Origin of the sequence: Pseudoalteromonas sp. ECSMB14103, from assembly GCF_000813065.1 — a bacterium.
GTDB classification, from domain to species: domain Bacteria; phylum Pseudomonadota; class Gammaproteobacteria; order Enterobacterales; family Alteromonadaceae; genus Pseudoalteromonas; species Pseudoalteromonas marina.
This window is the reverse complement of record NZ_JWGY01000017.1, coordinates 1-23,510: the sequence shown is the minus strand read 5'-3', so window position 1 is coordinate 23,510 and position 23,510 is coordinate 1. Positions and strand designations below refer to the sequence as shown.

Genomic DNA, 23,510 nt, shown 5'->3' with positions numbered 1-23,510 from the left:
ATAAAATTACATTCATCGCTGTACAGTATAAAAAGTATTAAGCGAATAAACGCTCTAACTGATCACATAACTGAGACAAGTTTACATGGTCATGCTCAATGGTTACATCAATATACCCATCGCCTCTAAATGCACGGTCGAGCTCAATTAAAACGTGAGTTTTATGGGCCTCTGGTACAAATGACAACTCGATTTCTTGAATTCCAAATAAACTTCTGCTGTTAGGTTTATATTCAAGTTCTTGGTAACACCCTGAAACAGAAGCAAACGTAGAGGCACGTAAAAAACCTTTTTCAACATCGGCTTTAGATAAACTAAAACCTAATTTATCCATTGCCTGCATACACGTTTTCACTGCTTCATTTGGGTAAATATGAAGATGGTCTTTGTCTGTTGGATCTAGTGCTAAATCAATATCTAGTCCAGTTTCTAACCAAACATGGGACTGGTTGTAACCCGCGTTAATTTCAGTGATCGGTGTTTCTGAATGCAAACGCGCTTCAAAAGGTATGCTTTTTACGTCACCGGGTTCCAACTTACCTATATCAGTAATTCGCCATTGATCAATTACATGATTAGTAAAATAATCACCTTCATCACCAGCCACTTTAACACGGGTCATTAGTAATAAATCTAAGCCTGCAATTTCTTGGCTAACGTCACCTGCTGTAATGACAATATTAGCGTTAAAAAGTTGCCCTGGTTGCAGATGTTCAGTCTCTAAAATAGTGTCAACTTTTGCCGCGCCAATACCTACTGATGCTAAAATCTTTTTAAACATATAATTCTCCTTAAGCTGAGCCGCTCTTAAATATGCCCTAACTTAAACGTCTTCGTTATCTCATCTTAACCATAATTAAAAGCCGTTGTCAGTTTAAAAGTAGGATTTAAATGCTTTTAAGGGTTAAATACGCATAATTTGTGCATTTATCATCCAAACAAGGTGTTAAAAGCGACTAAATAAACAAAGCTCAAGTGGTAATTTAATTTTCATTAATCGCTGTTTTTAGCTACACTGCAGTACCAAATGATGTAATTTTAAGTATTATGGAACTAATCTACTTTGCTACCGCATTTGTGTGTGGTTTTGCCATTTATCAATTAAAACTCCCCCCTCTTATTGGCTTTTTGCTGGCGGGCTTTGCGCTTAATCTAGCTGGTTATAAAAGCACAGAATTACTTGATACAATTGCCGCATTGGGCGTTACTTTATTGCTGTTCAGTATTGGCTTAAAACTTAAAGTAAAAAGCTTAATAAAACCCCAAGTGTGGGCACCTGCTTCCCTTCATATTATATTTAGTAGCGCTATTTTTAGCGGTTTCATGTTGTTATTAGGTGTGTTTGCCCTGCCCCTTTTTGTTGACTTAAGTTGGCAAAGTGCCTTGTTGATCGGCTTTGCTCTTAGCTTTTCAAGCACTGTATTTGCGGTAAAAGTATTAGAAGAGCGCGGTGAAATGGCCAGCCTACACGGTAAAATCGCTATTGGTATACTTGTAATGCAAGATATTTTTGCGGTTATATTTTTAGCTATTAGTACAGGAAAAGTACCGAACATTTGGGCGCTGGCTATTATTATTGCCTTGCCTTTAATACGCCCTATTATGTATTTTATGCTCAACCGTTCTAAGCATGGTGAACTGCTGCCCTTATTTGGTTTCTTTTTTGCGCTTGTTGCTGGTTATAACGCATTTGAATTTGCAGGCCTTAAAGGTGATTTGGGTGCGCTGATCATAGGCATGATGTTTGCCCCACATAAAAAAGCGGGCGAGCTATCAAAATCCTTACTCAACTTAAAAGATATTTTACTTGTCGGTTTTTTCTTAAGCATTGGTTTAAATGCTGAATTAACAGTTGATTCGCTTATCATTGCCATTGTGCTTATTTTTGTACTCCCTGTTAAAGTTATTCTTTATTATGTGTTTACTAACGCGTTTAAATTACGTGCACGTACCTCGCTACTTACCGCATTTACCTTATCTAACTACAGTGAATTTGGCTTGATTGTATGCGCTGTTGCAGCTTCAACAGGTATTATTACCCCTGAATGGTTAGCCGTTATGGCTATTGCGGTATCTATTACCTTTGTTATTGCCTCACCCCTTAACAAACGCTCTAATGAATTATATGTAAAAGTAGAAAGCTGGTTAGTAAAGTTTGAAAGCAAAACACGCCTAGCCGAAGAATTACCAGTAAACCTTAATGATACAAAAATTGTTATTTTTGGTATGGGTCGTATTGGCACCGGTGCTTATGAAACTATCAATACGACTCACCCCAATTTAGTAGCGGGTATAGATATAAAACCCGAAGTTGTCGATAAACATATAAGTAGAGGCCGTAAAGTACTGATTGCAGACGCTACCGACCCTGATTTTTGGCAACGTGTAAACCACTCTCACGTTGAAATGGTCATGTTAGCAATGCCAAAACACATGCAGAACATTTTTGCATTAGAGCAGCTTCAAGCGTCAGGCTACACAGGGCAAGTTACTGCAATTGCAAACTACCCAGATCAACAAAAAGAGCTTGAAAGTATGGGGGTGCACTCAACGTATAACTTTTACTTAGAAGCCGGTAGTGGTTTTGCTGAACATGTAAAACAAGAATTGTTTGGTGAAAAATAGTATTTACTATGTGTAAAGGCACAAAAATAATTCTTTTTCATTAGTAAATAAATAAAAAGCAATTGTATTTACATTCCTTTACAAGTGCATGCACCACGTCTGCAAAAAACAGGTAAACTGTCTTCGTTGGTTAAATATAACCCATGTTAAATACAACCTAGTTAGACTCCAGCTAACAAAAGTTGTGTCGGGCTTTTTACACCAACAAAAATTCTTAAATCAGAGGGCCTACTCCCTCACTCAATAGGCTGTTTCTTGCCCGTCACAGCCTATTTTATTACTCTAAAATACCTTACACTAACCCCATTGATACACTTAAAAGCAAACCTATGGATCCGGAACAATTAAAAATTGCCATAAACACTAAAATGCCATTTGGAAAATATTCAGGTCGTCCATTATTATTACTCCCCGAACCTTACTTAGTTTGGTTTAAACAGCAAGGTTTTCCAGATTCAAAACTAGGCAGTCAGTTAGCTATGATGTACGAGGTTAAGCTAAATGGCTTAGAGCAAATGCTTATGCCATTGCTAGAAAAAAAATAAAATTTTACGAAACTATTTTATAAATTGGCGGTCTATTTAATTGCTACTTGTTGATTTTGGTTTTAACCACAAAAAAAAGCGCCTTTTGGCGCTTTTTTTATTTTTTAGTTTTGCTCTATGGGTAAGCTAATAATGAATTTTGCTCCACCTAAAGACGAATGTTCAACACGATAACTTCCCTGATGCCAAGCAATAATTTTAGCAACAATCGCTAACCCAAGGCCAAATCCACCTGTTTTTTTGCCTCTACTTTTATCAAGCCGCGTAAAGGGCTTAAATACGTTTTCTCGCTCTCTTTCAGCAACGCCCCTGCCATCATCTTCAATTACAAACTGTACTTCGTTATGCTGAGTAACAAGTGATATCTTAACTTGGCTATTAGCGTATTTAATTGCATTACCAATTAAATTTTGAAAAGCGCGCGCCATAAAATGCGGATCACATTGGTAAATCAAGCTACTTGGTAATGCTTCATCCAAACTAATTTTCTTATCAAAATTAAGCTTTTCAACGCTAACTTTTATTAACTCAACCAAATCAGTTGGGTATGGTTGTAGGCTAGGTTGTTGAGAGTCTAGTTTTGCGTAATCAAGCATCTCAGAAACTAAACTTTCAAGCTCATTAATATCGCTGTTCATATTAGCAATATAAACTTCACTTTTTTCATCTGATAAACGTTCATCTAGCATTACTGTTGCAAACTTTAAGCGAGCTAAGGGGGTTCTAAATTCATGAGAAACCGACGAAGTCAGCTCTTGTTGAGCGTTTAATAAAAAACTGATGCGTTGTTGCATTAAACTGAGTGTTTCAGTAATTGGTAAAAAAAACGACTTGGAAGTATCAGAGAGTTGAAAGTCTTGAGCACCTTCAACGGCTTTACATGCATTACGCAATTTAGAGAAGTCACGCCAAAGTAAAAAGCTCCATAAGCCTACGGGAATACCCACAATAGTAAGTAATAATACGTATGGCCATACAGAGGTCGTTACGGGGGTATCTAATCCTATAGGCCCTACCTTCAAAAGCTCAGAGTCATTAAGGGTAATATACCAAACAACTCGCTGTTGTTTGTCATATAAATATAGATAGTGCTGACTATTTAACTGAGCCAGTTGTTCTTGAGGTAGTGCTAAATCAGCACGACTAATAACAAGGCTTTTGTAGTGCTCCTTTAATTTTGCTAATCCATTGGGTGTTTGTGAAAGCAGCCAAAGAGACTGCCCAAATTCGTCATCAAGAAAAACGTGCTGTTGCGATTCATCATATGGCCATAATTGTTCTATAACACCGCTAACAACAAACAATGAAACCACAATATAAATATATAAACTTGCAAACAGCTTTCCCATTAATGCCTATTAACCTTGTATTTAAAGATCCCACGCATCGGAAACAAATAAGTAGCCTTGACCCCATACTGTTTTTATACGAAATGGCTTGTCGCTATTATCACCCAGCTTTTTACGGATACGCGACACTCGAACATCAACGGTGCGATCGAGCCCGTCATATTGGCGACCAATCATATGTTGGTGTACATGCTCTCTACTAAGCACTTGGCCAGCGTTTGAGGCTAACAACCAAAGTAACTCAAACTCATGTGACGTTAACACAATCTCTTTGTCAGATAATTGCACTATACGGCTAGTCTTATCAATGATTAAATCACCAAACTGTAATTCTTCACTCGTTTTTGTCACTGTTTGACCTCGGCGTAATAGCGCATTGACTCTTGCGAGTAACACACGAGGCTCAGCTGGTTTAATAACATAATCATCTGCGCCAAGTTCTAAACCCAATACTTGGTCAAAATCTTCGCTTTTAGCGGTTAACATTAAAATTGGTAAAGAAAACTTATCACGCACTTGACGACACACGCTAAATCCATCTTTGCCCGGCAACATAACATCTAAGATCATTAAATCGGCGTGATTATTTTCTAAATAACTAAACACCTCATCACCACGTTCTAAAACTGCGACTTCTAATCCATTATGTTCAAGGTAATCTTTTGTGAGTTGCTGTAAACCAAGATCATCTTCAACAAGTAGAATTTTTGGCATTGATTGCTCCTAAATTAAAAAAAGCTCCATGGTGAACGAAGCCGACGCCTACTTTTTTGTACATGAGTACTTTGTACTTCAACCTGTGCTTTAGCTATTAACACGCCAGATTTCGAATTGATTAAGGAGTATAGGGTTTCGACCTGAACACGCGCTTTATAATTAAACTCTCCTGCGCGCTGCTGTTGCCAGCAATGTATCTTTTTACTCTGTTCATATATGCAAACATCCCCCACCACATCACCCTGCCATTCAAACTTTAAATCAAGATCGCAAAAGTCCTGTACCTGAGAAATGACACATACTTTGGGTGACACAGTAAACGACGCAGCTTGCGCATTACTGAGGGGGATAAGTAGTGGCGCTAAAAATAAAATGACCATTAATTGTTTCATATTAAAAAGTGCGTTCGAATCCTATAAATGCAGTCATTGAATAGTCACGCTCTAAAAGCGGACTATCATTAATAGCCGAGTAGTCATAATAAGCTAAATGGAAACGAACAGAATATTCATCTCTTAAGGGTAATCGCCCATCAATTTTTGCATAAGGTTGCCAACTGCTGGCAACCTCAACATGGCCCAATAAAGTTTCGCCGTCTTTAAGGCCATAATAATAGGTATTTAGTTCCGCAGATTTATAATTTAAACCAAACGATGGTTTAATATTTACGGGCCCAAGTTGAGTATGGTATTGCCACTGTAATGCACCGCGAACACCGTTATAAACATTTGTCACATCATGCAGTAGTTGAACAGAAAACACATGGTGATCACTCACATAATGATAAGCAAGCCCTGTGTCTAAGGCTAGGTGGCGTTTATGTAGGTCATTTAAATTAACATTTTTTACTGATGAGGCCTCTGCAGCCTGCAAATAAAAAGGGCTATCTGCACTGCTGCTTTGCAGCGTAAGCAAATTACTTGGATGCCAATCTATAAAAAAACGAGACTCAGTATTAAGCTCGCTAACAACGTTAAATTGGTGTTTAGAAGTTTGAAGTAAAGAATAGCCTAAACGGCCATTATCAAAAAACCAATCTTCAGCATAAAACGCTATTTGAGGTATAACGACTAAAGGAACATTATCACCACCACGCAAAGGATTAGTGATCACACCGACCCCTGCGTTAATACTAAAAATTAGCTGATGAGATTGAACATGCTGCTCTGAGAACTCTTGATCCGAATACGTATTTGGCTTGGCACTTAATGTAAAACAAGTGAGCAAAAAATTTAAACAAAGAATGGTAAATAGAAAGAAATTAAACCGCATCAGCGTAAATCAGAACATAAAATTATTCATTTACGGATAGTAACAAGGTTACCTAAAACTATCTGTAGCTGATTACAATCATTCACACTTTTTATACACAAAGTAAAAATTTAAACCCCTTATAATAATTAGATATCAGGGGCTATTTCTACTCGGTTGCGTCCATGTGTCTTAGCAATATAAAGTGCTCTATCGGCACGCTCAACCAGCACTGAGCTTTTTGTGAACGGTCGTAGCATAGCTAAACCAAAGCTTGCTGATATTGCACGTTTGTTATTTACATCTTGTTTTTTACGAATAGCTAATTTCGCAATTTCTTGCCTTATACACTCAGCAAAAGCAACTAAATCATTTATGGTGTCAAAATAAGCAGTAATACAAAACTCTTCTCCGCCGTAGCGATACACTTTTGCTTTGTCAGTTAAGTTTTCTTTTACTTTTTTTGCCACCAGTTTAATAACTTCATCGCCTTTTTGGTGGCCAAAGTCATCGTTAAATCGCTTAAAGTGATCAATATCAAACATAATCAGTGCAGCAAGGGAGCTTTCTGTAGTTTGCTCTGAGTACTCACGGCAAAAGTCATTAATATCAGAGTCAAATTTACCTCTGTTATAAAAACCTGTTAATGGGTCTGTGTCGGCAGCTTCTTTAGAAAGATTAAGCGCTTCTTTTAAGTCTTTAATTTCATTATATGCAACCGATAGTTTTGTTTGAAATTCGCGAGCAGAGTCTTGCATTGCAATAGACTCATCAGTCAAACGCTCAACACAACCAAGAATATCGTTAAAAGAGTTGGTACCTATCAGGCTGTTTATTTCGTTCTGCGAGTCAATCAGTGAAGTACTGAAACTTTTAGAATGACCAAGTGTGATACTTATATCTTGCTGGATATTTTCAACCGTATTATGAAATTTATCCGACATTTCCTGAAAAAGAGCTAAATCTTCATCACTAAGATGCTTATCAAATATTTCTTTTGCTTTACTTTGAGTGCATGTTTGGTGCTCTGAAATAACTTGATCTAATTCAATGTTTAAAGACGGTTTACTACCCTGAAAATAGCAATACCAAATAGCATAATTAATAGGTGTTACCGGCATACGGTACTTCACCATCATGGGTACTGCTTTTTTTAAATACTGAGCGGAATGAGAAAGTGATACAGCATTATTCATAAAGAACTCTCAAGCGTCATTTTTATTATTAGCATTCAATGTTAAGTAATAGTAAACCTTTACGCAAGCCATAATAATACTATTTTATGAACTTATTTAACGGTAAAAAAATCTAAATCGCTTTTGCGTCTAAAGTTTGTGCAATATTCCACAAAGCACTAATAGCGGGGTCGTTGAGCTCTTTTCTTAAAACTGCTAAGCCAATGTCAAAGCCTTCAGGGGCTTGCATTTTTGGTGTAAGTATCTGTACTTTGTCTTTTAGTGGGCTGTTATCTAATACTATTTTAGGAACCATTGCTACACCAAATCCTAGACTAACCATAGACACCATTGCCTCATGCCCCGCCACTTGTGCATAAATTTTTCCGTGAATATTGTTTTTTCGCCACCACATTTCTAGGCGCTGCCTAGAAAAGCCTTGTTCTGGCACAATAAACTCTAATTCAGACCAATCAAGCTCTGTATTGTTTGATGTTAATTTTTCAGTAATCGTACATTGAACTTTTGGCCCAATAAGCACTAATGGTGAATGGCCTATATCTACAAAAGCAATTTGCGCGGGTAATTTGCCGGGTTTAGCTGCTATTGCCATTGATTCATGACCATCGAGCACACGGTTTATAGCTAGTGCAGGGTCGCCCGTATTTAAAGTTATTTCTATATACTGATGCTGCGCTCTGAGTTGCTCTAAAATTTGATGCAAAAAACTATAAGAGGCGGTAACAGAGCAATAAATACTGACTTTTCCATAAATATGTTGCTGTGGCTCTTTCACATTAGCTTTAAATCGTTGCCAGTTAGCGAGGGTAGCAGTGGCGTAATCAATAAAAGACTCTCCCTCTTTTGTTAATTTTACACTGCGGTTATCGCGCATAAATAGCGCAACGCCCACCTCTTCTTCTAGGTGTTTAATATTACGACTTAATGTAGGCGCACTCACATGGCAAAGCTCACTTGCTCTAGCAAAGTGCAGTGTTTTAGCCAACGCTAAAAAATATTTTAAATGCTTATGATCCATAGCAACACTAGTATTTCATATTTTGAAATACTTTAATTCAAATATATCATTTTACGCAAGTAACATTTTTAAATATGGTGTTTACAAGCGCAAAATACAGCGCATCTAACAAACATATTTATAGGACACTAACAATGGCGAATTACTTTAATACCTTACCTTTACGCGAACAATTAGCGCAATTAGCGCAATGTGAATTTATGGACGCAAGCGAATTTATAGACGGTGTTAACGCACTTAAAGGTAAAAAACTAGTTATTGTAGGCTGTGGCGCACAAGGTTTAAACCAAGGCCTTAACCTACGCGATTCAGGTTTAGACGTGTCTTATACGTTACGCGATTCAGCTATTACTGAGCGCCGCCAATCATTTTTAAACGCATCTGAAAACGGCTTTACTGTAGGTACTTACCAAGAGCTAATTCCAACAGCTGACGTAGTACTTAATTTAACGCCAGATAAACAACACACAGCAGTCGTTAACGCCATCATGCCGTTAATGAAGCAAGGTTCTACACTTGCTTACTCACATGGCTTTAATATTGTTGAAGAAGGCATGCAGGTTCGCGAAGATATCACAGTAATCATGGTTGCACCTAAATGCCCAGGTTCTGAAGTACGTGAAGAGTACAAACGTGGTTTTGGTGTACCAACACTTATTGCCGTTCACCCAGAAAACGACCCACAAGGTCATGGCCTAGCACAAGCTAAAGCCTACGCTGCTGGCACAGGTGGTGACCGCGCAGGCGTGCTTAAATCGTCATTCATTGCTGAAGTTAAATCAGATCTTATGGGTGAGCAAACTATTTTATGCGGCATGTTACAAACGGGTTCTATTTTATGTTTTGACAAAATGATTGAAAAAGGAATTGATGCAGGTTACGCATCTAAACTAATTCAATTTGGTTGGGAAGTGATCACAGAAGCTCTTAAATACGGCGGCGTAACAAACATGCTTGACCGTTTATCTAACCCAGCAAAAGTGAAAGCATTTGAACTTAGTGAAGAGCTAAAAGTTATTATGCGTCCACTTTATAATAAGCACCAAGACGACATCATCGACGGTACATTTTCACGTGTAATGATGGAAGATTGGGCAAACGATGATGCTAACCTTCTTAAATGGCGCGCAGAAACCGCTGAAACTAATTTTGAAAAAACACCCGCTGGTGATGTAGAAATTTCAGAACAAGAATTCTTCGACAACGGTATTTTAATGGTCGCTATGGTTAAAGCAGGTGTTGAACTTGCGTTCGAAACTATGACAGCGGCTGGCATTATTGAAGAGTCTGCATACTACGAGTCGCTTCACGAAACACCGCTGATTGCTAATACCATTGCACGTAAAAAGTTATTCGAAATGAATCGTACTATTTCAGACACCGCTGAATATGGGTGTTACTTATATAACCATGCTTGCTTACCATTACTTGCTGACTTTATGAAAAATATTGACACAGATGTAATTGGTAAAGGCTTAGGTGAGCAAAGTAACCAGGTAGACAACAAAGCGTTAATTGAAATTAATACAGCGCTGCGTGAGCACCCGGTTGAAATAGTAGGCGCTAAATTACGTGGCTACATGTCAGCAATGAAAAAAATTGTTTAACGTTATCCTTTAAGTTTCGCTTGTTAGAAACCAAGCTCACATGCTTTGCGTGTGGGCTTTTTTATGCCTTATAGTTTAGTTAAAAAGAGGCTATTTTTTTGTTCATTCGCATTATTTAACTCTAAATAAATTGTGTGCTAACATCATATTCTACTTCGTTGTAAAAAATTATTATAAAATGATACAAAACCTTTCTATTACTCAAAAAATTACAGCACTTGGCAGTGGCATCGCTATTTTTGTTGCAGCACTCATTGGCATTACATCGTTATACAGTTCTGAAGATATAATAGAACAACGCATGATTGAGTCAGAGCTACCAGGTAAGCTGCAAACAATTAGTAACCACATTGGTGGTGAAATAAACATGCTAATTGGTGCTGCAGAGCAACTCTCATCAAACGAATTTATTTTACAATGGTCACAAACTAATAATAACGATGCATTGCTTTTAAAAGAGCTTAACCGCTTGGTAGAACAATACGACTTAGCCACTGCATCGTGGGCTAACCGAAACACCGCACAATACTGGAATCAAGAGGGCTTTTTACGCGTATTAAAAAACGATGAAGCCGATGGGTGGTTTTTTGCTTTCAAAGAATCAAGAAAACCCTACTCTATCAGTATTTACCAAGAGTCAGTGAACGACGTAAAAATGTTCATTAACCATCAACAAGTAAATGGTAAAGGTTTAGCAGGACTTGCAAAAAGTATCACTGACATGCAAAAGCTACTGCAACAATTTAAAATTGAGCAAACAGGGTTTGTATTTATTGCTGATAAAAGCGGCCTTATTCAATTGCACAAGGATTCAAATAAAGTAGCAAAAGCAAATGTTGATTCGGTGTATGAAGCGAATATCAGTAATGAAATATTAAGCTCAAACGGATTTAGGTTAAAAGAAATCGACCTCGATGGCCAAGCCACTCTCGTAGCAGCGACCCCGATAGAAAATACTGACTTATTTATTGTGGCTCAAGTGCCAAAAAGTGAAGTATTTGCAAGTGTAAGTACGCTTCAGTGGCAAATATTTACATTTACTTTAATCATTGCCTTAATTGCTAGCCTAATTAGTTACTTATTAGCGCGTTCGTTGTCTTCGCCATTATTTAAAATGGGCGAATTATTCTCTCGTTTAGGTTCTGGCGACGCAAACTTAGCATACAGGTTACCCGAATCAAGCCAAGCCGAGCTTAATAACTTAAGCGCGGGTTTTAATCAGTTTATTAGTAAAATTGAAGTAGCCATTGGCCAAGTTGCCACAGAAAGCCACGATATAAAGCGCAGTTCTGACCATGTGTTTGAACAAGCCAAACGAAATTCTCAGGCTATAGACAGCCAAAAAGAACAAACTATTTCTGTAGCCGCAGCCATTAACCAAATGGGTGCAACAGTGCAAGAGATTGCTCAAAGCGCAGCTAACGCCGCCAAACTTACCGATAGCAGTCGCGAAAACACAATGCAAAGCCACAATCAGGTAATGCAAAGCCAAGCAACTATCTCTGCGCTTGCAAGCGACATTGACGGCATAACAGAGCAAGTGTCACTACTCTCTAAAAAGACGGTTGATATTGCCAGTATTATTGATGCGATTCGCAGTATTTCAGAACAAACAAATCTATTGGCGTTAAATGCGGCAATCGAATCTGCTCGTGCTGGTGAGCATGGCAGAGGGTTTGCGGTTGTTGCCGATGAGGTAAGAGCGCTGGCAAACCGCACTTCACAATCAACTAACGAAATTCAATCAATGATTGAAGAGCTGACCCAAATATCAGATGACGTAGTAAAAGATATTAGCCAGTCAAAAGATAAAGCGCAGCAAAGTGTGGGGGCCATGCAAAACTCCGTTGAGTTACTTGATGTGATTAGCGAAACATCTAATCAAATAAATGACATGGCAACCCTAATTGCAACGGCTACCGAACAACAAAGTAATGTAGTAGCCGATGTAGGGCGTAACATTGAGCAAATTAGCGAAATTAGCGACAACGCCATGAGTGAGCAGATGAATACTGAGCAAGCTATTCGTGACCTAGCAAGCAGCGCTCAAACATTAGATGCCTTAGTGGCAACCTTTGAAAAGCACCGTTAAAACCTCTGAACCATACCAATTCGCTTAATCAATGATCCCAATGGGTTGATATCAACGCGAATTGGTATTAAACACCTCCTCTAAACAAAATTGCGACTACAATTAGTTTGGAGGTGGTTATGCAAACCAATCAATTTAAGTTTTTGATCATATTTGTAGGGCTATTTGCGCTGGGCGCATGCAGCTCAACACCGCTTGTCGCACCACCAGTTAAACTGCTCCAAATAAATTCGTTTGAGTCACATACTCTAGAATCACCAGAAGAAATATTTACTCTTAGCGACAGCCTCAAGCAGCAGCTCAAAAGCCATTTAAAAAGTAAGCAATCTACCCAAACGCTAGCACACAATATACTGAGCTTTTTACTTAAAAATGGTGATGATTCGCTTTCATATCAATCGGGGGCAACCCTCACCGCATCACAAACCTTTAAAAACTTAAATGCAAATTGCTTATCGCTCTCTATTTTAGCGTATGGCCTTGCTGACTATTTGGGTATAAAAGCGCGGTTTAATAAAGTTCATATCCCAGAATATTGGGCTCTTAACAATGGATTTAACTTACTGACAGGCCACATTAACTTAAGTATTGATACCGCCACTGAACCTTCTAACCAGTCTGTATTTATTTACCAAGGCAAAAAACGCTTAATAATAGACTTTGACCCTAATAGCCGTCAGGCTCGCTTTAAAACAACACCTATTAGTAAAAACACTATCACAGCCATGTTTTATAACAATAAAGGGGCTATTGCACTTGTTAATAAGCAGTACGACTTAGCTTATAACTACTTTAGCCACGCAGTTAAAGCCGACCCTAATTTCAGTGCTGGGTGGGGGAACTTAGGCGTGTTGTTTCGACAGTTAAACTACCTAGCTGAAGCAGAAAAAGCCTACACCCACGCAATATTGCTTAATCAAAACAACAATACTGCACAAGGTAACTTGGCTGTTTTGTATCAGTTAACAGGCCGTTCGGAGTTAGGCACTGACATCTTAAAAAAATTACACATCAAGCGTCAAAACAACCCTTATTACCATGTATCCCTTGGTAATACCGAGTTTGAGCAATCTAATTTTGCACTTGCATTAGCACATTATAAAAAAGCCTATAGCCTTGCACCTTCATTACACGAAGGCCACTTTGGCCAAGCTAGCGTGTACTTTAAATGGGGAAACACCCAAAAAGCGATATACCATCTTGAACAAGCAGGCAAAAAAGCTGACTTTTTACATGACAAAAAACGTTATGAGAGTAAATTAAACGCATTACTTTCATTAACAGCAAAACTATGACCATTAAATACTTTTTATGCTTAATTTTAATATGTGTGTGCACTAATAGTTATGGAAGTGCCCTACACACGCAGCTTATTGATGATTTAAACCATTTAGCAAGCAATGCGCTCATGGGCCGAAAAACAGCAACAGAAGGTGCAGCAAACACGCGAGCATACCTACATAGTAGGCTTTCTAAGTTTAACTTAAATGTAAGTGAGCAAACGTTTACTTATAAGTCAGGCATTTTTGAGCATGCACAAGGCATTAATATTATTGCAGTCCCCACCAAATCTACACAACGTAAAAAAATAATTATTACAGCCCATTACGATCACCTTGGTAAGCGAGGTGGGAAATATTATTTTGGGGCAAATGACAATGCAACAGGCGTTGCTGCCCTGCTTTACTTGGCGTCTTCGTTACAAAATAAAGAATTCCCTTACGAATTGGTATTTGTATTAACTGACGCAGAAGAAAATGGCTTACATGGCAGTAAACACTTTGCACAAACGCTTAACTCAAATAACATTTTAATGAATATAAATTTAGATATGCTTGGGGTGAAAAAACATAAATCCCGCGTGTATGCATTAACATCCTACTCATTAAAACAAAAACTTAAGCCCGTATTCACCGCCTTAAATAACACTAAAATAACAATCAAACCTGTCTATTCGTCAAAACAAATGAATCGGCTAATTAAATCACAAAATATTGATTGGCATAAGGCAAGCGATCATTATTCATTTGCGCAAAACAACATACCGTATGTTTACTTTGGAATGGGTCACGACCCTCACCACCACACAACTAAAGACACCGTACAGCACATTGATATACCTAAGTATGTAAGTACCGTACTCGCAATAGAGGGCTTTATTAAACAGTTAGCGTACCATCATTATGATGATTTAAACGCTGAAACATAAGCCTCTTTTTTTGCCCTTGGTAACTTTTTTATTTTACACTCAAGCTTACTCGCTTCGCTTTTACTCCCAACTTCCTGCTGATGAATAAGTATAAGAGGCCCTTTACCTTTTAAATTTTTCGCCCCTTTACCCGCTTGATGCGTTGCAAAGCGCTTACCTACATTAGTAGTAATGCCGGTATACCAGTGCCCAAACCGTGTTTGCACTATGTATAAGTGCCATAAAGTGCCTGAAGTATGTGTTTTTGGCTCTAGGGTTTGTAAACTTTTTTCATTATTGGTGGTCAAAATATTACCTTAATACCCTTAACTCAAAACAATTGCTTAAAAGGGTTTTACCTTCAGTGACTAATCGGTATCATGCAGATTATAAAAAATAAGGATCACAACAAACAATGCAGTCGTTAAAAACTTTTTCTCTTTGGCTTATCGTCGCTTTAACACTTAGCTCTGCAGCAGGTTGCTCTAGCTGGGTATACAGAATAAACATCCCTCAAGGTAACTTTTTAGAGCAATCGGATGTTGAAAAGCTTCGTGTAAACATGACTCGAGACCAAGTTATTTATGTATTAGGCCGTCCTATTGCCACAGATGCTTTTGATAACAACACATGGCGTTATGTTTACAGCTTCAATAAAGGCCGTGAAAACGAGCAACATAAAGAGCTAGTGATTAACTTTGAAAATGAAAAACTTGTTTCGCTTTCAGGTGACTACGATCAGCCAGAAAATTTTAACACCCCTTTAGAACAATAATATTGTCGCTAAAGTAAAAAGGTAAGCTTTGCTTACCTTTTTTTATACCTAAATTATCGCTCGAGTGGGCGACCGCCCGTTATTTTATTGGCTCGGCCTTCTTCTTTTGCCTTTTCAGCGCGTTTTCTTCGTGCATCTTTAGGGTCTGCAATTAATGGACGGTATATTTCAATACGATCCCCATCTTTTAATTCGTAGTTTGCCTTAACCGTTCTATTCCATACACCTAATGTAAGTGCATTTGCGTCTATTTCAGGGCACTTTTCAATAATACCCGACTGAATAACCGCTTGTTCGGCCGTGCAGCCCGGCTGCACCTCAATCGATAAACAGGTTGCAGTGGTAGGTAAAGCAAACACAACTTCAATGTTAATCATATTCGCGCTCCGTATACTTCTTTAGCTCGCGAAGTAAAGGCACTTACCATATTTTTTGCAACATCATTAAAAATTTTACCAAACGCGAGCTCAATAATTTTGCTCGAAAATTCAAATTCAAGCTCTAAATAAACTTTGCATGCATGGGCATCCAATGCTTGAAAATGCCAACGCCCTTTAAGCGTTTTAAATGGACCATCAACCAGTTTTAATAACACGGTTTGTTCGTCTATAAAGGTGTTTTCGGTGGTAAACCACTTTTTTATACCCGCCTTAGATATTTCTATACTCGCGGTCATGTTATTATGCTGCTGCGAAACAATTTTTGAATCAGAACAATTTGGTAAAAACTGAGAATAAGCTTCTACATCATTAACTAGATCAAACATTTCTTTAGTGCTGTACATAACCAGCGCACTTTTTTCTATTTGTGGCATACTCACTCCCAAATGTGTGGGCGAATTTTAGCAAGCTTTGTTCGTTTCCCCAAACTTTCATGACGCATAAATTAGATCTAATTTTTTAAAATCATTACTAAAAATCGATGTAAAACATCTCACATTACGTATATTATAGGGCACTATGGCTAAGAAAAATTCATCAAAATCGACAAGCAATACCATCGCGCTAAACAAAAAAGCGCGACATGAGTATTTTTTACACGATAAGTTTGAAGCAGGTGTCGAACTACAAGGCTGGGAAGTAAAAAGTATCCGAGCTGGTAAAGTAAATATCTCTGAAACTTATATACACCTTAAAAACGGCGAAGCATTTTTACTTGGTAGTCAAATTCAACCATTAAATAGTGCCTCTACTCACGTTATTTGCGACCCTATGCGTTACCGAAAGCTTTTACTAAGCAGACGAGAACTTGACCGCTTAGTGGGAGCAACTGAACGTGACGGCTATTCATTAGTGGCTACAGCCATGTATTGGAAAAAATGTTGGGTGAAACTTGAGTTTCATTTAGCAAAAGGTAAAAAAATGCATGACAAACGCGAAGACGGTAAAAATAAAGACTGGTCGCGTGAAAAAGAGCGCTTAATGAAGCACAAAGTTTAAATAAAACGCCTAACTCAGTTAGGCTTTTTTTTATAAAAAAACCAAGCACCATTTGTTTTATTAATACACAACAAGACCATTATTCAGCCTGAATATACCTATAAATAATTTATTACAATTTTATTGTGAATCAATTAATTTAATTATTACCCTTAATGAGGTTGTATTTTTTATTTCTAAAATAAAGCATATGCGCCTATTTAAACCTGCTTCAGCGCATAACATCTGCTTTAAAATCATCCAAAATCACACTAAAACCCATACTAAAATCACATTTCAGTCTAATTGCTAACACTTAAGTTACATGATATTAATGTCGTCGCTTGTTATATCAATCCGCTTAAATATGGGATTTATTTAACAATTTAAAAGGATTGGTATTGAGCAACTAAACTTATTACATATCAACAAGGATTTAAGGATGAAGCAATCAATTGCATTTACGCCAAGTATTATTATTGGCGCAACACTTTCATTATCAGCGGGCTTTACAACAACAACTTACGCCGCTGAAGAAGCAAAAAAAGTAGAACGCATTGAAGTTACAGGCTCGCGTATTAAACGCTCTGACATTGAAGGCCCATCACCGGTGCAATCAATCAGTAAAGCCGATATTGAAAACATGGGTTACGATAACCTTCAACAACTACTCGAAAGAATGCCTGTTGCAGGCAGTGGTACTTTTTCTACACGTGGTAACAACCAAGATTCGACGGCAAATGGAGCTGCCGCTGTAAGCTTGCGAGGCTTAGGTGCCGACGCAACACTTGTACTGATTAACGGGCGCAGAGTCTCAATTAGTGCGTTTGCAGAAGGGATAACTAATTCATTTGTCGATATAAACAGCATTCCAGTATCGGCTATTGAACGAATTGATATTTTAAAAGACGGAGCATCTGCAATTTATGGCTCTGATGCTGTAGCCGGTGTTGTTAACGTTATTTTGAAAAAAGATATCGATGGCGTAGAAGTAAACTTAGGGTACGGCGGCACTGACGGCCCTAACTATGAAGAAACGACAGCAAGTGTTGTTTGGGGTACCACTAGCGAAAAAAGCAGTGCGTCAGTAATCATTGATTACTTTAAAAACACATCGCTTTCATCAGATGAAATGGGCCGCTTGGGTACCGCAAACCAATCACCTTATGGCGGTGAAGATTTCCGTTCATCTCGTGGCTTCCCTGGCTACTTTTACGTTGATGGTGTAAAAACAATTGACCCAGATTGCCCAGCAGAAAACGCAACTGCAAGCGGAAGCTGTTTATTTGATTATGGCCCGTTTGGCTACATAGCCCCAGCTGCTGAGCGTATTGGTGCAATATCGCAATTTGAATATCGTTTTGACAATGGCATTACGGGCTTTTTAGAAATGGCCGTTCAGCACAATACGTCGGTTGCAGCGGGTGCACCAACCCCACTTGACGAAGATGCAGGCTTAACGGTACCAGCAAATCACCCTAATAACCCATTTGGGCAAGACATCGAAATTGGCCGCTACCGTACTGTAGACGCGGGTGCCCGCCAATGGGATATTGAATCAGACACAATGCGAATTGTAGCTGGCTTAAAAGGCGAAATTAACGACTGGAGCTGGGAAACAGCAGTACAAAAAGGTCGCAGTAAATCAATGCAAACCGGCGACCGCTCGCAAGGTTGGGTTCGTACTGATTTCTTACAACAAGAAATTGACGCAGGTAATTACAACCCATTCGGCGGTACATACAACGATCCGGCAGTTGTAGACAGAATTACCACCAGCCTTGTTCGTCGTGGCGAATCGCATATGACTTCATTTGACGCAAACATTACTGGTGAAGCATTTAGCTTTGGCGACGATGTTGTAATGATGGCCGCTGGTATCGAATACCGTGAAGAAGACGTCAGCGATATCCCAGATGATCAATTCCAACGTGGTTTAATATTTGGTACTGAATCTGTATCAGCATCAGCAAACAGAGACCAGTACGCCGCGTATGTTGAGTTTTCAATTCCGCTTGCAGAAACCCTAGAGCTACAACTGGCTGGTCGTTACGATGACTACAGCGACTTTGGCACCACTACCAATCCAAAGGTTGCACTTCGCTGGGCACCAACCGATGAAATTACGGTTCGTGGTTCATGGGCGCAAGGCTTTAGAGCCCCTTCTCTTGCACAAGTTGGTTTAGGTCCATCTCAAGAAAGTCAGTTTTTTGTAGACACGTACCGCTGTCAAGCAACAGGGAAAGACTGTAGCGCACTTGATTACAACATTGAGTTTGCAGGTAACCCCGATCTACAACCAGAAGAATCTGAATCTTGGAACGTTGGCTTTATTTGGGCACCAACAGCCGAATTTGGTCTGAGCGTAGACGTGTGGAGCATCACACAAGATAACAAAATTGACGAGCAAGAATTTGGCCCTATTTACGCCTCTGAATGTAATAACCAAAACAGCACAGTATGTGTTCGTTTATCACCAAATGGTGGCGATGCGTTAGGTACTATTCAAAAAATATTTAGCACCTTTGAAAACGTATCATCGCAAGAAGTGTCGGGCGTTGATATTTCAACAAACTACAATCACTCGCTTGACGATTTAGGCTTATTAAAATTCAATTTAGAATGGGCATACCAAGATAAATTTGAAAAAGATGGCCGCGATTATACCGGTGAATATGGGTACCCAGAGCACCGCTTTATCTTCTCAACAAACTGGGAAATGGGCGCGTTTAACACTAACTTAAACATTAGTTATGTTGGTGAGTTTGAAGATACACCAGATATCGACTTCGATGGTAACTTAGATTTCGATACCAATACATCACGTATGGTTGACTCGCAAACACTGGTTGACTTACAAACGTCTTACCGTGTTTCTGACTCTGCTAAAGTATCGTTAGGTATTAATAACTTATTTGATGAAGAGCCACCATTTGCAATTGGTGACGGTGATTCTGATTTATACGGCTACGCCTCGGGTGTTCATAACCCACGCGGTCGTTATATCTATACTAAAGTAAGCTTTTCTTTCTAAGCGCTACACAAACAAAAAAACCGCCAACTGGCGGTTTTTTTATTTAAACAAAAGGGCTAAATTATAGCTCGCCTTCGTTTTCAGAAAGGAACTTAGCAACACCTTCAGGGCTTGCATCCATACCTTTTTTACCTTCAGTCCAACCAGCAGGACAAACTTCACCGTTCTCACTGTGGAACGCTAGTGCATCAACCATACGGATCATTTCGTCAATATTACGACCTAGTGGTAAATCGTTAACTACTTGATGACGTACGTTACCTTCTTCGTCGATTAAGAACGAACCACGAAATGCAACACCCGCTTCAGGATGTTCAACGTCGTATGCTTTACAAATTTCGTGTTTAACGTCTGCAACTAGTGCGTATTGTACTTTACCAATACCGCCGTCAGCTACAGGCGTATTACGCCATGCATTATGAGAAAACTGAGAATCGATAGAAACACCAATTACTTCAACGCCACGCTTTTTAAACTCTTCAAAACGCTTATCAAATGCAATAAGTTCAGAAGGACATACAAACGTGAAATCTAATGGGTAAAAGAAGATTACAGCTTTTTTACCTTTAATTGTTTCGTGTAGATTGTAGCTATCTACAATTTCACCATTACCTAAAACTGCTGCAGCGGTAAAGTCTGGTGCCTGGCGGCCTACTAATACACCCATTTTATTCTCCAAATATTTTGAGTTTGTTTTCAATTGCTTTCGCAATGCTGGTACATATATGGGCGCTAAAAGTTAAAAACCAATAGCACCTACACATAATTGTTTTGTATATTAGATATAAAGTTTTAAAAAAGATAATCGTATTTACCGATGTGGGCAATCGAAAATACCGAACAGAAAATTAAAACACCACAAATACAAAAAAACCTGCAAATGCAGGTTTTTTTAAAATGTTTAGTCCATTATATCCGACGGCATATCGCCACGAATTTTTTGCCAAATTTCACCCGTTTGATGACCATATTTACGCATCATCGAAATTGCACCATCGTGCTCATTATTTTGCGCTAATACAGTTAAATCTTTATAAAACTGGCGGGCAAGCTCGCGGGTACCCGGATCTGAAAAGTAATGACAACCAATTTTAGAATAAAACCCTCTAAAACCGTTTAAAATTAAAACATAAATTCGGTTATTACCTGCAACGGCCAATTCGTGATGCACTTTATAGTCATAATCAGCAAATGCTTGTGCCGTATCTTCAAGTTCGTGACTTAATGATAAAATTTCAATGACACGCTCAGGGTTAAGCTTAATTGCAGCACGGGTATAAATAGCACTTATATTTGTTCGTGCAGACAATAGCTGATCTGTCAGCTCAGGCATTTTATCTTCATCTAAACGTGCTAACGTTTCTAATATATTTAAACCCGACGTTTCCCAAAAGTTATTAACCTTTGTTGGCTTGCCGTGCTGAATAGTTAGCCAGCCGTCTCGCGCTAAACGCTGTAACACTTCGCGTAATGTGGTTCTTGTTACGCCAATTAACTCAGAGAGCTCTCTCTCAGCTGGTAGAATTGAACCTGGAGGGAAATCGCCATTCCAAATAGACTCAACTATGTATTCTTCAGCAAATCCTGCTGGGCTTTTCGCTTTAAAAATTCTCATCCAATTCCCACTCGAATTAATCTACAACGTTTCGCTTACGCGAATAACTGACTGATTGTACCAGACGCAACTCAACTAACAAGTAAAGTAAGATATATTGTTAAATTGAACATACACATCAAGGTAAAGTAACTGAACGGCGAGAGCGACTGGCCATTTAAAAGGAACAAAAATCGCTTTTCATAAACAAATTCATTGAAAATACCATATTACAATTAGGCTAAACATAGGGGAAATGTTGCAAGTAACGAGACTCAACTTAGTGGCTGAACTAACAGCCAATTGTACACATTGAAGATTTTAAATGTCTGAAGTCAAGATCTGACCCCCTCACTTCTGAATCAACAATAATATCTAAACCGTTATCTGATAGTTTAACTTCATCAACTATCGTACTGCGATCTGATTTATATGGTGATTCAATTAATAGCACCTTAGGTTCGTATATCATCGTAGTCTCTAACGCCTCACTAAGAGGCAAATAATAGTTGGTTAAAATAAGCGACGAAGGAGCAAAACCAACTGTTATTTGTCCTGCTTGAGTGACTTGTTAGCCATACTTGGTTGCAACTCTATCCATGCACCCGCAAAGTTATCATGATTAAACCACTGCAAGTTTTCAATTGAGAAATTGGAAACTACTATCTTTGTATTTGATGTCCAGACAACGTTTAAATTATCAGGTTTTCCATCCAATCCAAACAAGCCATTAAATACTTTGCCAGTTTCCACATCAACGATGTTGATGCCTGATTGCCAATTTGTTGTTGCACCACAATCGGAATAACTGAGTTTCGCAATTTTTTTACCGTTTGGGGAAGGAAATTCTGCTACGTCGGTATTGTTACATATTGAAGGAACTTCAACATGTAGCAAATCCATTCCATAGCCTATAGCTTTAAATCCAAACCAAATAAAAAATAAAATTGCTCCAAGATTCCAGACAGTTTTCTTAATGCTTGCAACAATGCTCATGCAGATCCTTATGTATAGCTAACGCTCGCCTAAGCGGCGAATAAACAATGGGTTAAACTTATTGAGCGCAGCGACAATAACCCATTGTTAATTGTCCGATGCGAGCTTGCGAGCCTTAAGGCTCTTGTTATGTTTTTGTTTGTATAAAAAGTATTTAAACAATAGTGCCTGACATAATGCAAACACACCGTAAATTAAAGCAGCTTGAATTACCCCTAGGAGGCAACTCAACGCAAGCGTAAATATAGCGGCGGCAAAAATATAAAAAATAAGGCTACCATTACAATATCTCGTTATAAACCAATGGGCCGGAAAACCAAATAAAAACCATCCAAATATTGAAAATACAAAGTACATTCCAAAAAATAGAACTAAAAACATTAGAAACCCTAAAAGCGAGTCTAAGTCTCGTGGAATGCCCATTTCATAAATTACGTAGAAAAATATCAGTAAAGCTGGCGCAAGTATGCTTCTCAACACTGCAGAACTCATACTGACTCCTAGAAAACATAACGCCGCAAATAAACGGCTAAAAATAGTTGGCTATAATTTGTGAGGTACGAACAAAGCCAACTATTTTTTGTCCGCACTTTTTAATTTGCTTTGTTATATGCCGTTTGCAGACATAGCCTCTGCACCTTCTTTTACTTGTTCATTTGATAAAAACACACCACTTTGCGGTTCGAATGTAGCGGAGTTTTTTTGATATCCGAGAAGATAAGCAGAATTTAAAGCCACAACCATTTCATTCATGTCACCGCCCCATCGAAATGTTACCACTACTGGCTCTATAAAAGCTGAGGAATCGAATGCAGGAAAGTAATCTGAGAACTCTGATAAAGGCGACATATATGTTTCCACCCCAGAGTCTTCGCCTTTCAGTTTGACAGGGAGAAACCCAGTATGCTTTTTTAAATCTACATTTTCTAAATATTGAACAGGAGTGTTTAACTGTTCTGATAATTCGTTTAGTGAGTTCGTATTTGGAACATCACTAAGAGATAAGATTACGTACATAGTCATCGACATTGATAGGTCCCTCTCAAGTTAACCAAGGCATATAGACATAATGACTCCCACACGGTGTTAGCCTCCGCTTTTCGTG

24 protein-coding genes are annotated in these 23,510 nt (G+C 38.5%); 9 read left to right on the top strand and 15 right to left on the bottom strand.

Annotation, left to right across the window (positions count from 1 at the left end; translation table 11 throughout):
* Positions 1 to 37: 37 nt before the first annotated feature.
* Positions 38 to 781: a sporulation protein gene (locus RF53_RS18615; protein ID WP_006793918.1), complete on the bottom strand. Its 744-nt coding sequence runs from the start codon at positions 779 to 781 to the stop codon at positions 38 to 40.
* A 266-nt stretch (positions 782 to 1,047) separates the two neighbouring features.
* On the opposite strand from RF53_RS18615, the gene RF53_RS18610 reads away from it, so the two are divergent.
* Positions 1,048 to 2,625, top strand: a complete 1,578-nt coding sequence (locus RF53_RS18610) for a cation:proton antiporter family protein (protein WP_039038530.1) — start codon at positions 1,048 to 1,050, stop codon at positions 2,623 to 2,625.
* A 329-nt stretch (positions 2,626 to 2,954) separates the two neighbouring features.
* Positions 2,955 to 3,170 (top strand): DUF3820 family protein, encoded by a 216-nt coding sequence (locus RF53_RS18605; RefSeq protein ID WP_006793920.1) that lies wholly within the window; start codon positions 2,955 to 2,957, stop codon positions 3,168 to 3,170.
* Positions 3,171 to 3,274: 104 nt separating this feature from the next.
* Here the strand turns inward: RF53_RS18605 and RF53_RS18600 are convergent, their stop codons facing one another.
* The 6 genes from RF53_RS18600 to ilvY all read right to left on the bottom strand — a co-directional run bounded on the left by RF53_RS18600 (position 3,275) and on the right by ilvY (position 8,701).
* On the bottom strand, positions 3,275 to 4,519 hold the full coding sequence (locus tag RF53_RS18600; protein WP_039038529.1) for an ATP-binding protein: 1,245 nt from the start codon (positions 4,517 to 4,519) through the stop codon (positions 3,275 to 3,277).
* A gap of 21 nt (positions 4,520 to 4,540) precedes the next feature.
* On the bottom strand, positions 4,541 to 5,233 hold the full coding sequence (locus RF53_RS18595) for a response regulator (protein WP_008130048.1): 693 nt from the start codon (positions 5,231 to 5,233) through the stop codon (positions 4,541 to 4,543).
* 14 nt (positions 5,234 to 5,247) lie between these two features.
* Positions 5,248 to 5,628 (bottom strand): DUF3019 domain-containing protein, encoded by a 381-nt coding sequence (locus RF53_RS18590; protein ID WP_200888057.1) that lies wholly within the window; start codon positions 5,626 to 5,628, stop codon positions 5,248 to 5,250.
* 1 nt (position 5,629) lies between these two features.
* The gene (locus RF53_RS18585; protein WP_082014457.1) at positions 5,630 to 6,349 is read right to left on the bottom strand and encodes a MipA/OmpV family protein; all 720 of its coding nucleotides are present in this window, start codon (positions 6,347 to 6,349) and stop codon (positions 5,630 to 5,632) included.
* Positions 6,350 to 6,636: 287 nt separating this feature from the next.
* Positions 6,637 to 7,683, bottom strand: a complete 1,047-nt coding sequence (locus tag RF53_RS18580; RefSeq protein WP_082014456.1) for a GGDEF domain-containing protein — start codon at positions 7,681 to 7,683, stop codon at positions 6,637 to 6,639.
* A gap of 112 nt (positions 7,684 to 7,795) precedes the next feature.
* Complete coding sequence (ilvY, locus tag RF53_RS18575; RefSeq protein WP_008130052.1) at positions 7,796 to 8,701, bottom strand: HTH-type transcriptional activator IlvY; 906 nt, start codon at positions 8,699 to 8,701, stop codon at positions 7,796 to 7,798.
* Between the two features lie 134 nt (positions 8,702 to 8,835).
* On the opposite strand from ilvY, the gene ilvC reads away from it, so the two are divergent.
* The 4 genes from ilvC to RF53_RS18555 all read left to right on the top strand — a co-directional run bounded on the left by ilvC (position 8,836) and on the right by RF53_RS18555 (position 14,609).
* Complete coding sequence (gene ilvC, locus RF53_RS18570) at positions 8,836 to 10,308, top strand: ketol-acid reductoisomerase (RefSeq protein ID WP_039038527.1); 1,473 nt, start codon at positions 8,836 to 8,838, stop codon at positions 10,306 to 10,308.
* A gap of 178 nt (positions 10,309 to 10,486) precedes the next feature.
* Complete coding sequence (locus RF53_RS18565; protein ID WP_039038526.1) at positions 10,487 to 12,400, top strand: methyl-accepting chemotaxis protein; 1,914 nt, start codon at positions 10,487 to 10,489, stop codon at positions 12,398 to 12,400.
* A 119-nt stretch (positions 12,401 to 12,519) separates the two neighbouring features.
* Positions 12,520 to 13,695 carry a tetratricopeptide repeat protein gene (locus tag RF53_RS18560; protein ID WP_039038525.1) on the top strand — a complete coding sequence of 392 codons (1,176 nt, stop codon included), beginning with the start codon at positions 12,520 to 12,522 and terminating at the stop codon, positions 13,693 to 13,695.
* A complete protein-coding gene (locus RF53_RS18555; RefSeq protein WP_039038524.1) occupies positions 13,692 to 14,609 on the top strand; it encodes a M20/M25/M40 family metallo-hydrolase in 918 nt (305 codons plus the stop codon). The genes RF53_RS18560 and RF53_RS18555 overlap by 4 nt, the downstream gene beginning before the upstream one ends.
* On the opposite strand, the gene RF53_RS18550 is transcribed toward RF53_RS18555, so the two are convergent.
* Positions 14,582 to 14,896 carry a GIY-YIG nuclease family protein gene (locus tag RF53_RS18550; protein ID WP_039038523.1) on the bottom strand — a complete coding sequence of 105 codons (315 nt, stop codon included), beginning with the start codon at positions 14,894 to 14,896 and terminating at the stop codon, positions 14,582 to 14,584. The genes RF53_RS18555 and RF53_RS18550 overlap by 28 nt on opposite strands.
* A 107-nt stretch (positions 14,897 to 15,003) precedes the next feature.
* Between RF53_RS18550 and RF53_RS18545 the strand changes: the two genes are divergently transcribed.
* Positions 15,004 to 15,363, top strand: coding sequence for an outer membrane protein assembly factor BamE (locus tag RF53_RS18545; RefSeq protein WP_006793933.1), 360 nt, complete (start codon positions 15,004 to 15,006; stop codon positions 15,361 to 15,363).
* A gap of 53 nt (positions 15,364 to 15,416) precedes the next feature.
* Here RF53_RS18545 and RF53_RS18540 read toward each other — a convergent pair whose 3' ends face one another.
* The gene (locus RF53_RS18540) at positions 15,417 to 15,740 is read right to left on the bottom strand and encodes an RnfH family protein (protein WP_008130063.1); all 324 of its coding nucleotides are present in this window, start codon (positions 15,738 to 15,740) and stop codon (positions 15,417 to 15,419) included.
* Positions 15,737 to 16,177 (bottom strand): ubiquinone-binding protein, encoded by a 441-nt coding sequence (locus RF53_RS18535; protein ID WP_006793935.1) that lies wholly within the window; start codon positions 16,175 to 16,177, stop codon positions 15,737 to 15,739. Before RF53_RS18535 ends, RF53_RS18540 begins: the two co-directional genes overlap by 4 nt.
* A gap of 145 nt (positions 16,178 to 16,322) precedes the next feature.
* Here RF53_RS18535 and smpB point away from each other — a divergent pair, with 145 nt between their 5' ends.
* Complete coding sequence (gene smpB, locus RF53_RS18530; protein ID WP_006793936.1) at positions 16,323 to 16,802, top strand: SsrA-binding protein SmpB; 480 nt, start codon at positions 16,323 to 16,325, stop codon at positions 16,800 to 16,802.
* Positions 16,803 to 17,223: 421 nt separating this feature from the next.
* Entirely contained in the window at positions 17,224 to 19,815 is a 2,592-nt protein-coding gene (locus RF53_RS18525) for a TonB-dependent receptor (protein ID WP_039038522.1), read from the top strand.
* Between the two features lie 61 nt (positions 19,816 to 19,876).
* Here RF53_RS18525 and RF53_RS18520 read toward each other — a convergent pair whose 3' ends face one another.
* From RF53_RS18520 to RF53_RS18495, 5 genes are all read right to left on the bottom strand, one after another.
* A complete protein-coding gene (locus tag RF53_RS18520) occupies positions 19,877 to 20,482 on the bottom strand; it encodes a peroxiredoxin (RefSeq protein WP_006793938.1) in 606 nt (201 codons plus the stop codon).
* Positions 20,483 to 20,716: 234 nt separating this feature from the next.
* A complete protein-coding gene (fadR, locus tag RF53_RS18515; RefSeq protein ID WP_006793939.1) occupies positions 20,717 to 21,430 on the bottom strand; it encodes a fatty acid metabolism transcriptional regulator FadR in 714 nt (237 codons plus the stop codon).
* Positions 21,431 to 21,955: 525 nt separating this feature from the next.
* A complete protein-coding gene (locus tag RF53_RS18505; RefSeq protein ID WP_039038520.1) occupies positions 21,956 to 22,405 on the bottom strand; it encodes a hypothetical protein in 450 nt (149 codons plus the stop codon).
* Positions 22,406 to 22,492: 87 nt separating this feature from the next.
* A complete protein-coding gene (locus RF53_RS18500) occupies positions 22,493 to 22,897 on the bottom strand; it encodes a hypothetical protein (protein ID WP_039038519.1) in 405 nt (134 codons plus the stop codon).
* Between the two features lie 114 nt (positions 22,898 to 23,011).
* Positions 23,012 to 23,434: a hypothetical protein gene (locus RF53_RS18495; protein WP_039038518.1), complete on the bottom strand. Its 423-nt coding sequence runs from the start codon at positions 23,432 to 23,434 to the stop codon at positions 23,012 to 23,014.
* Between the last annotated feature and the right edge of the window lie 76 nt (positions 23,435 to 23,510).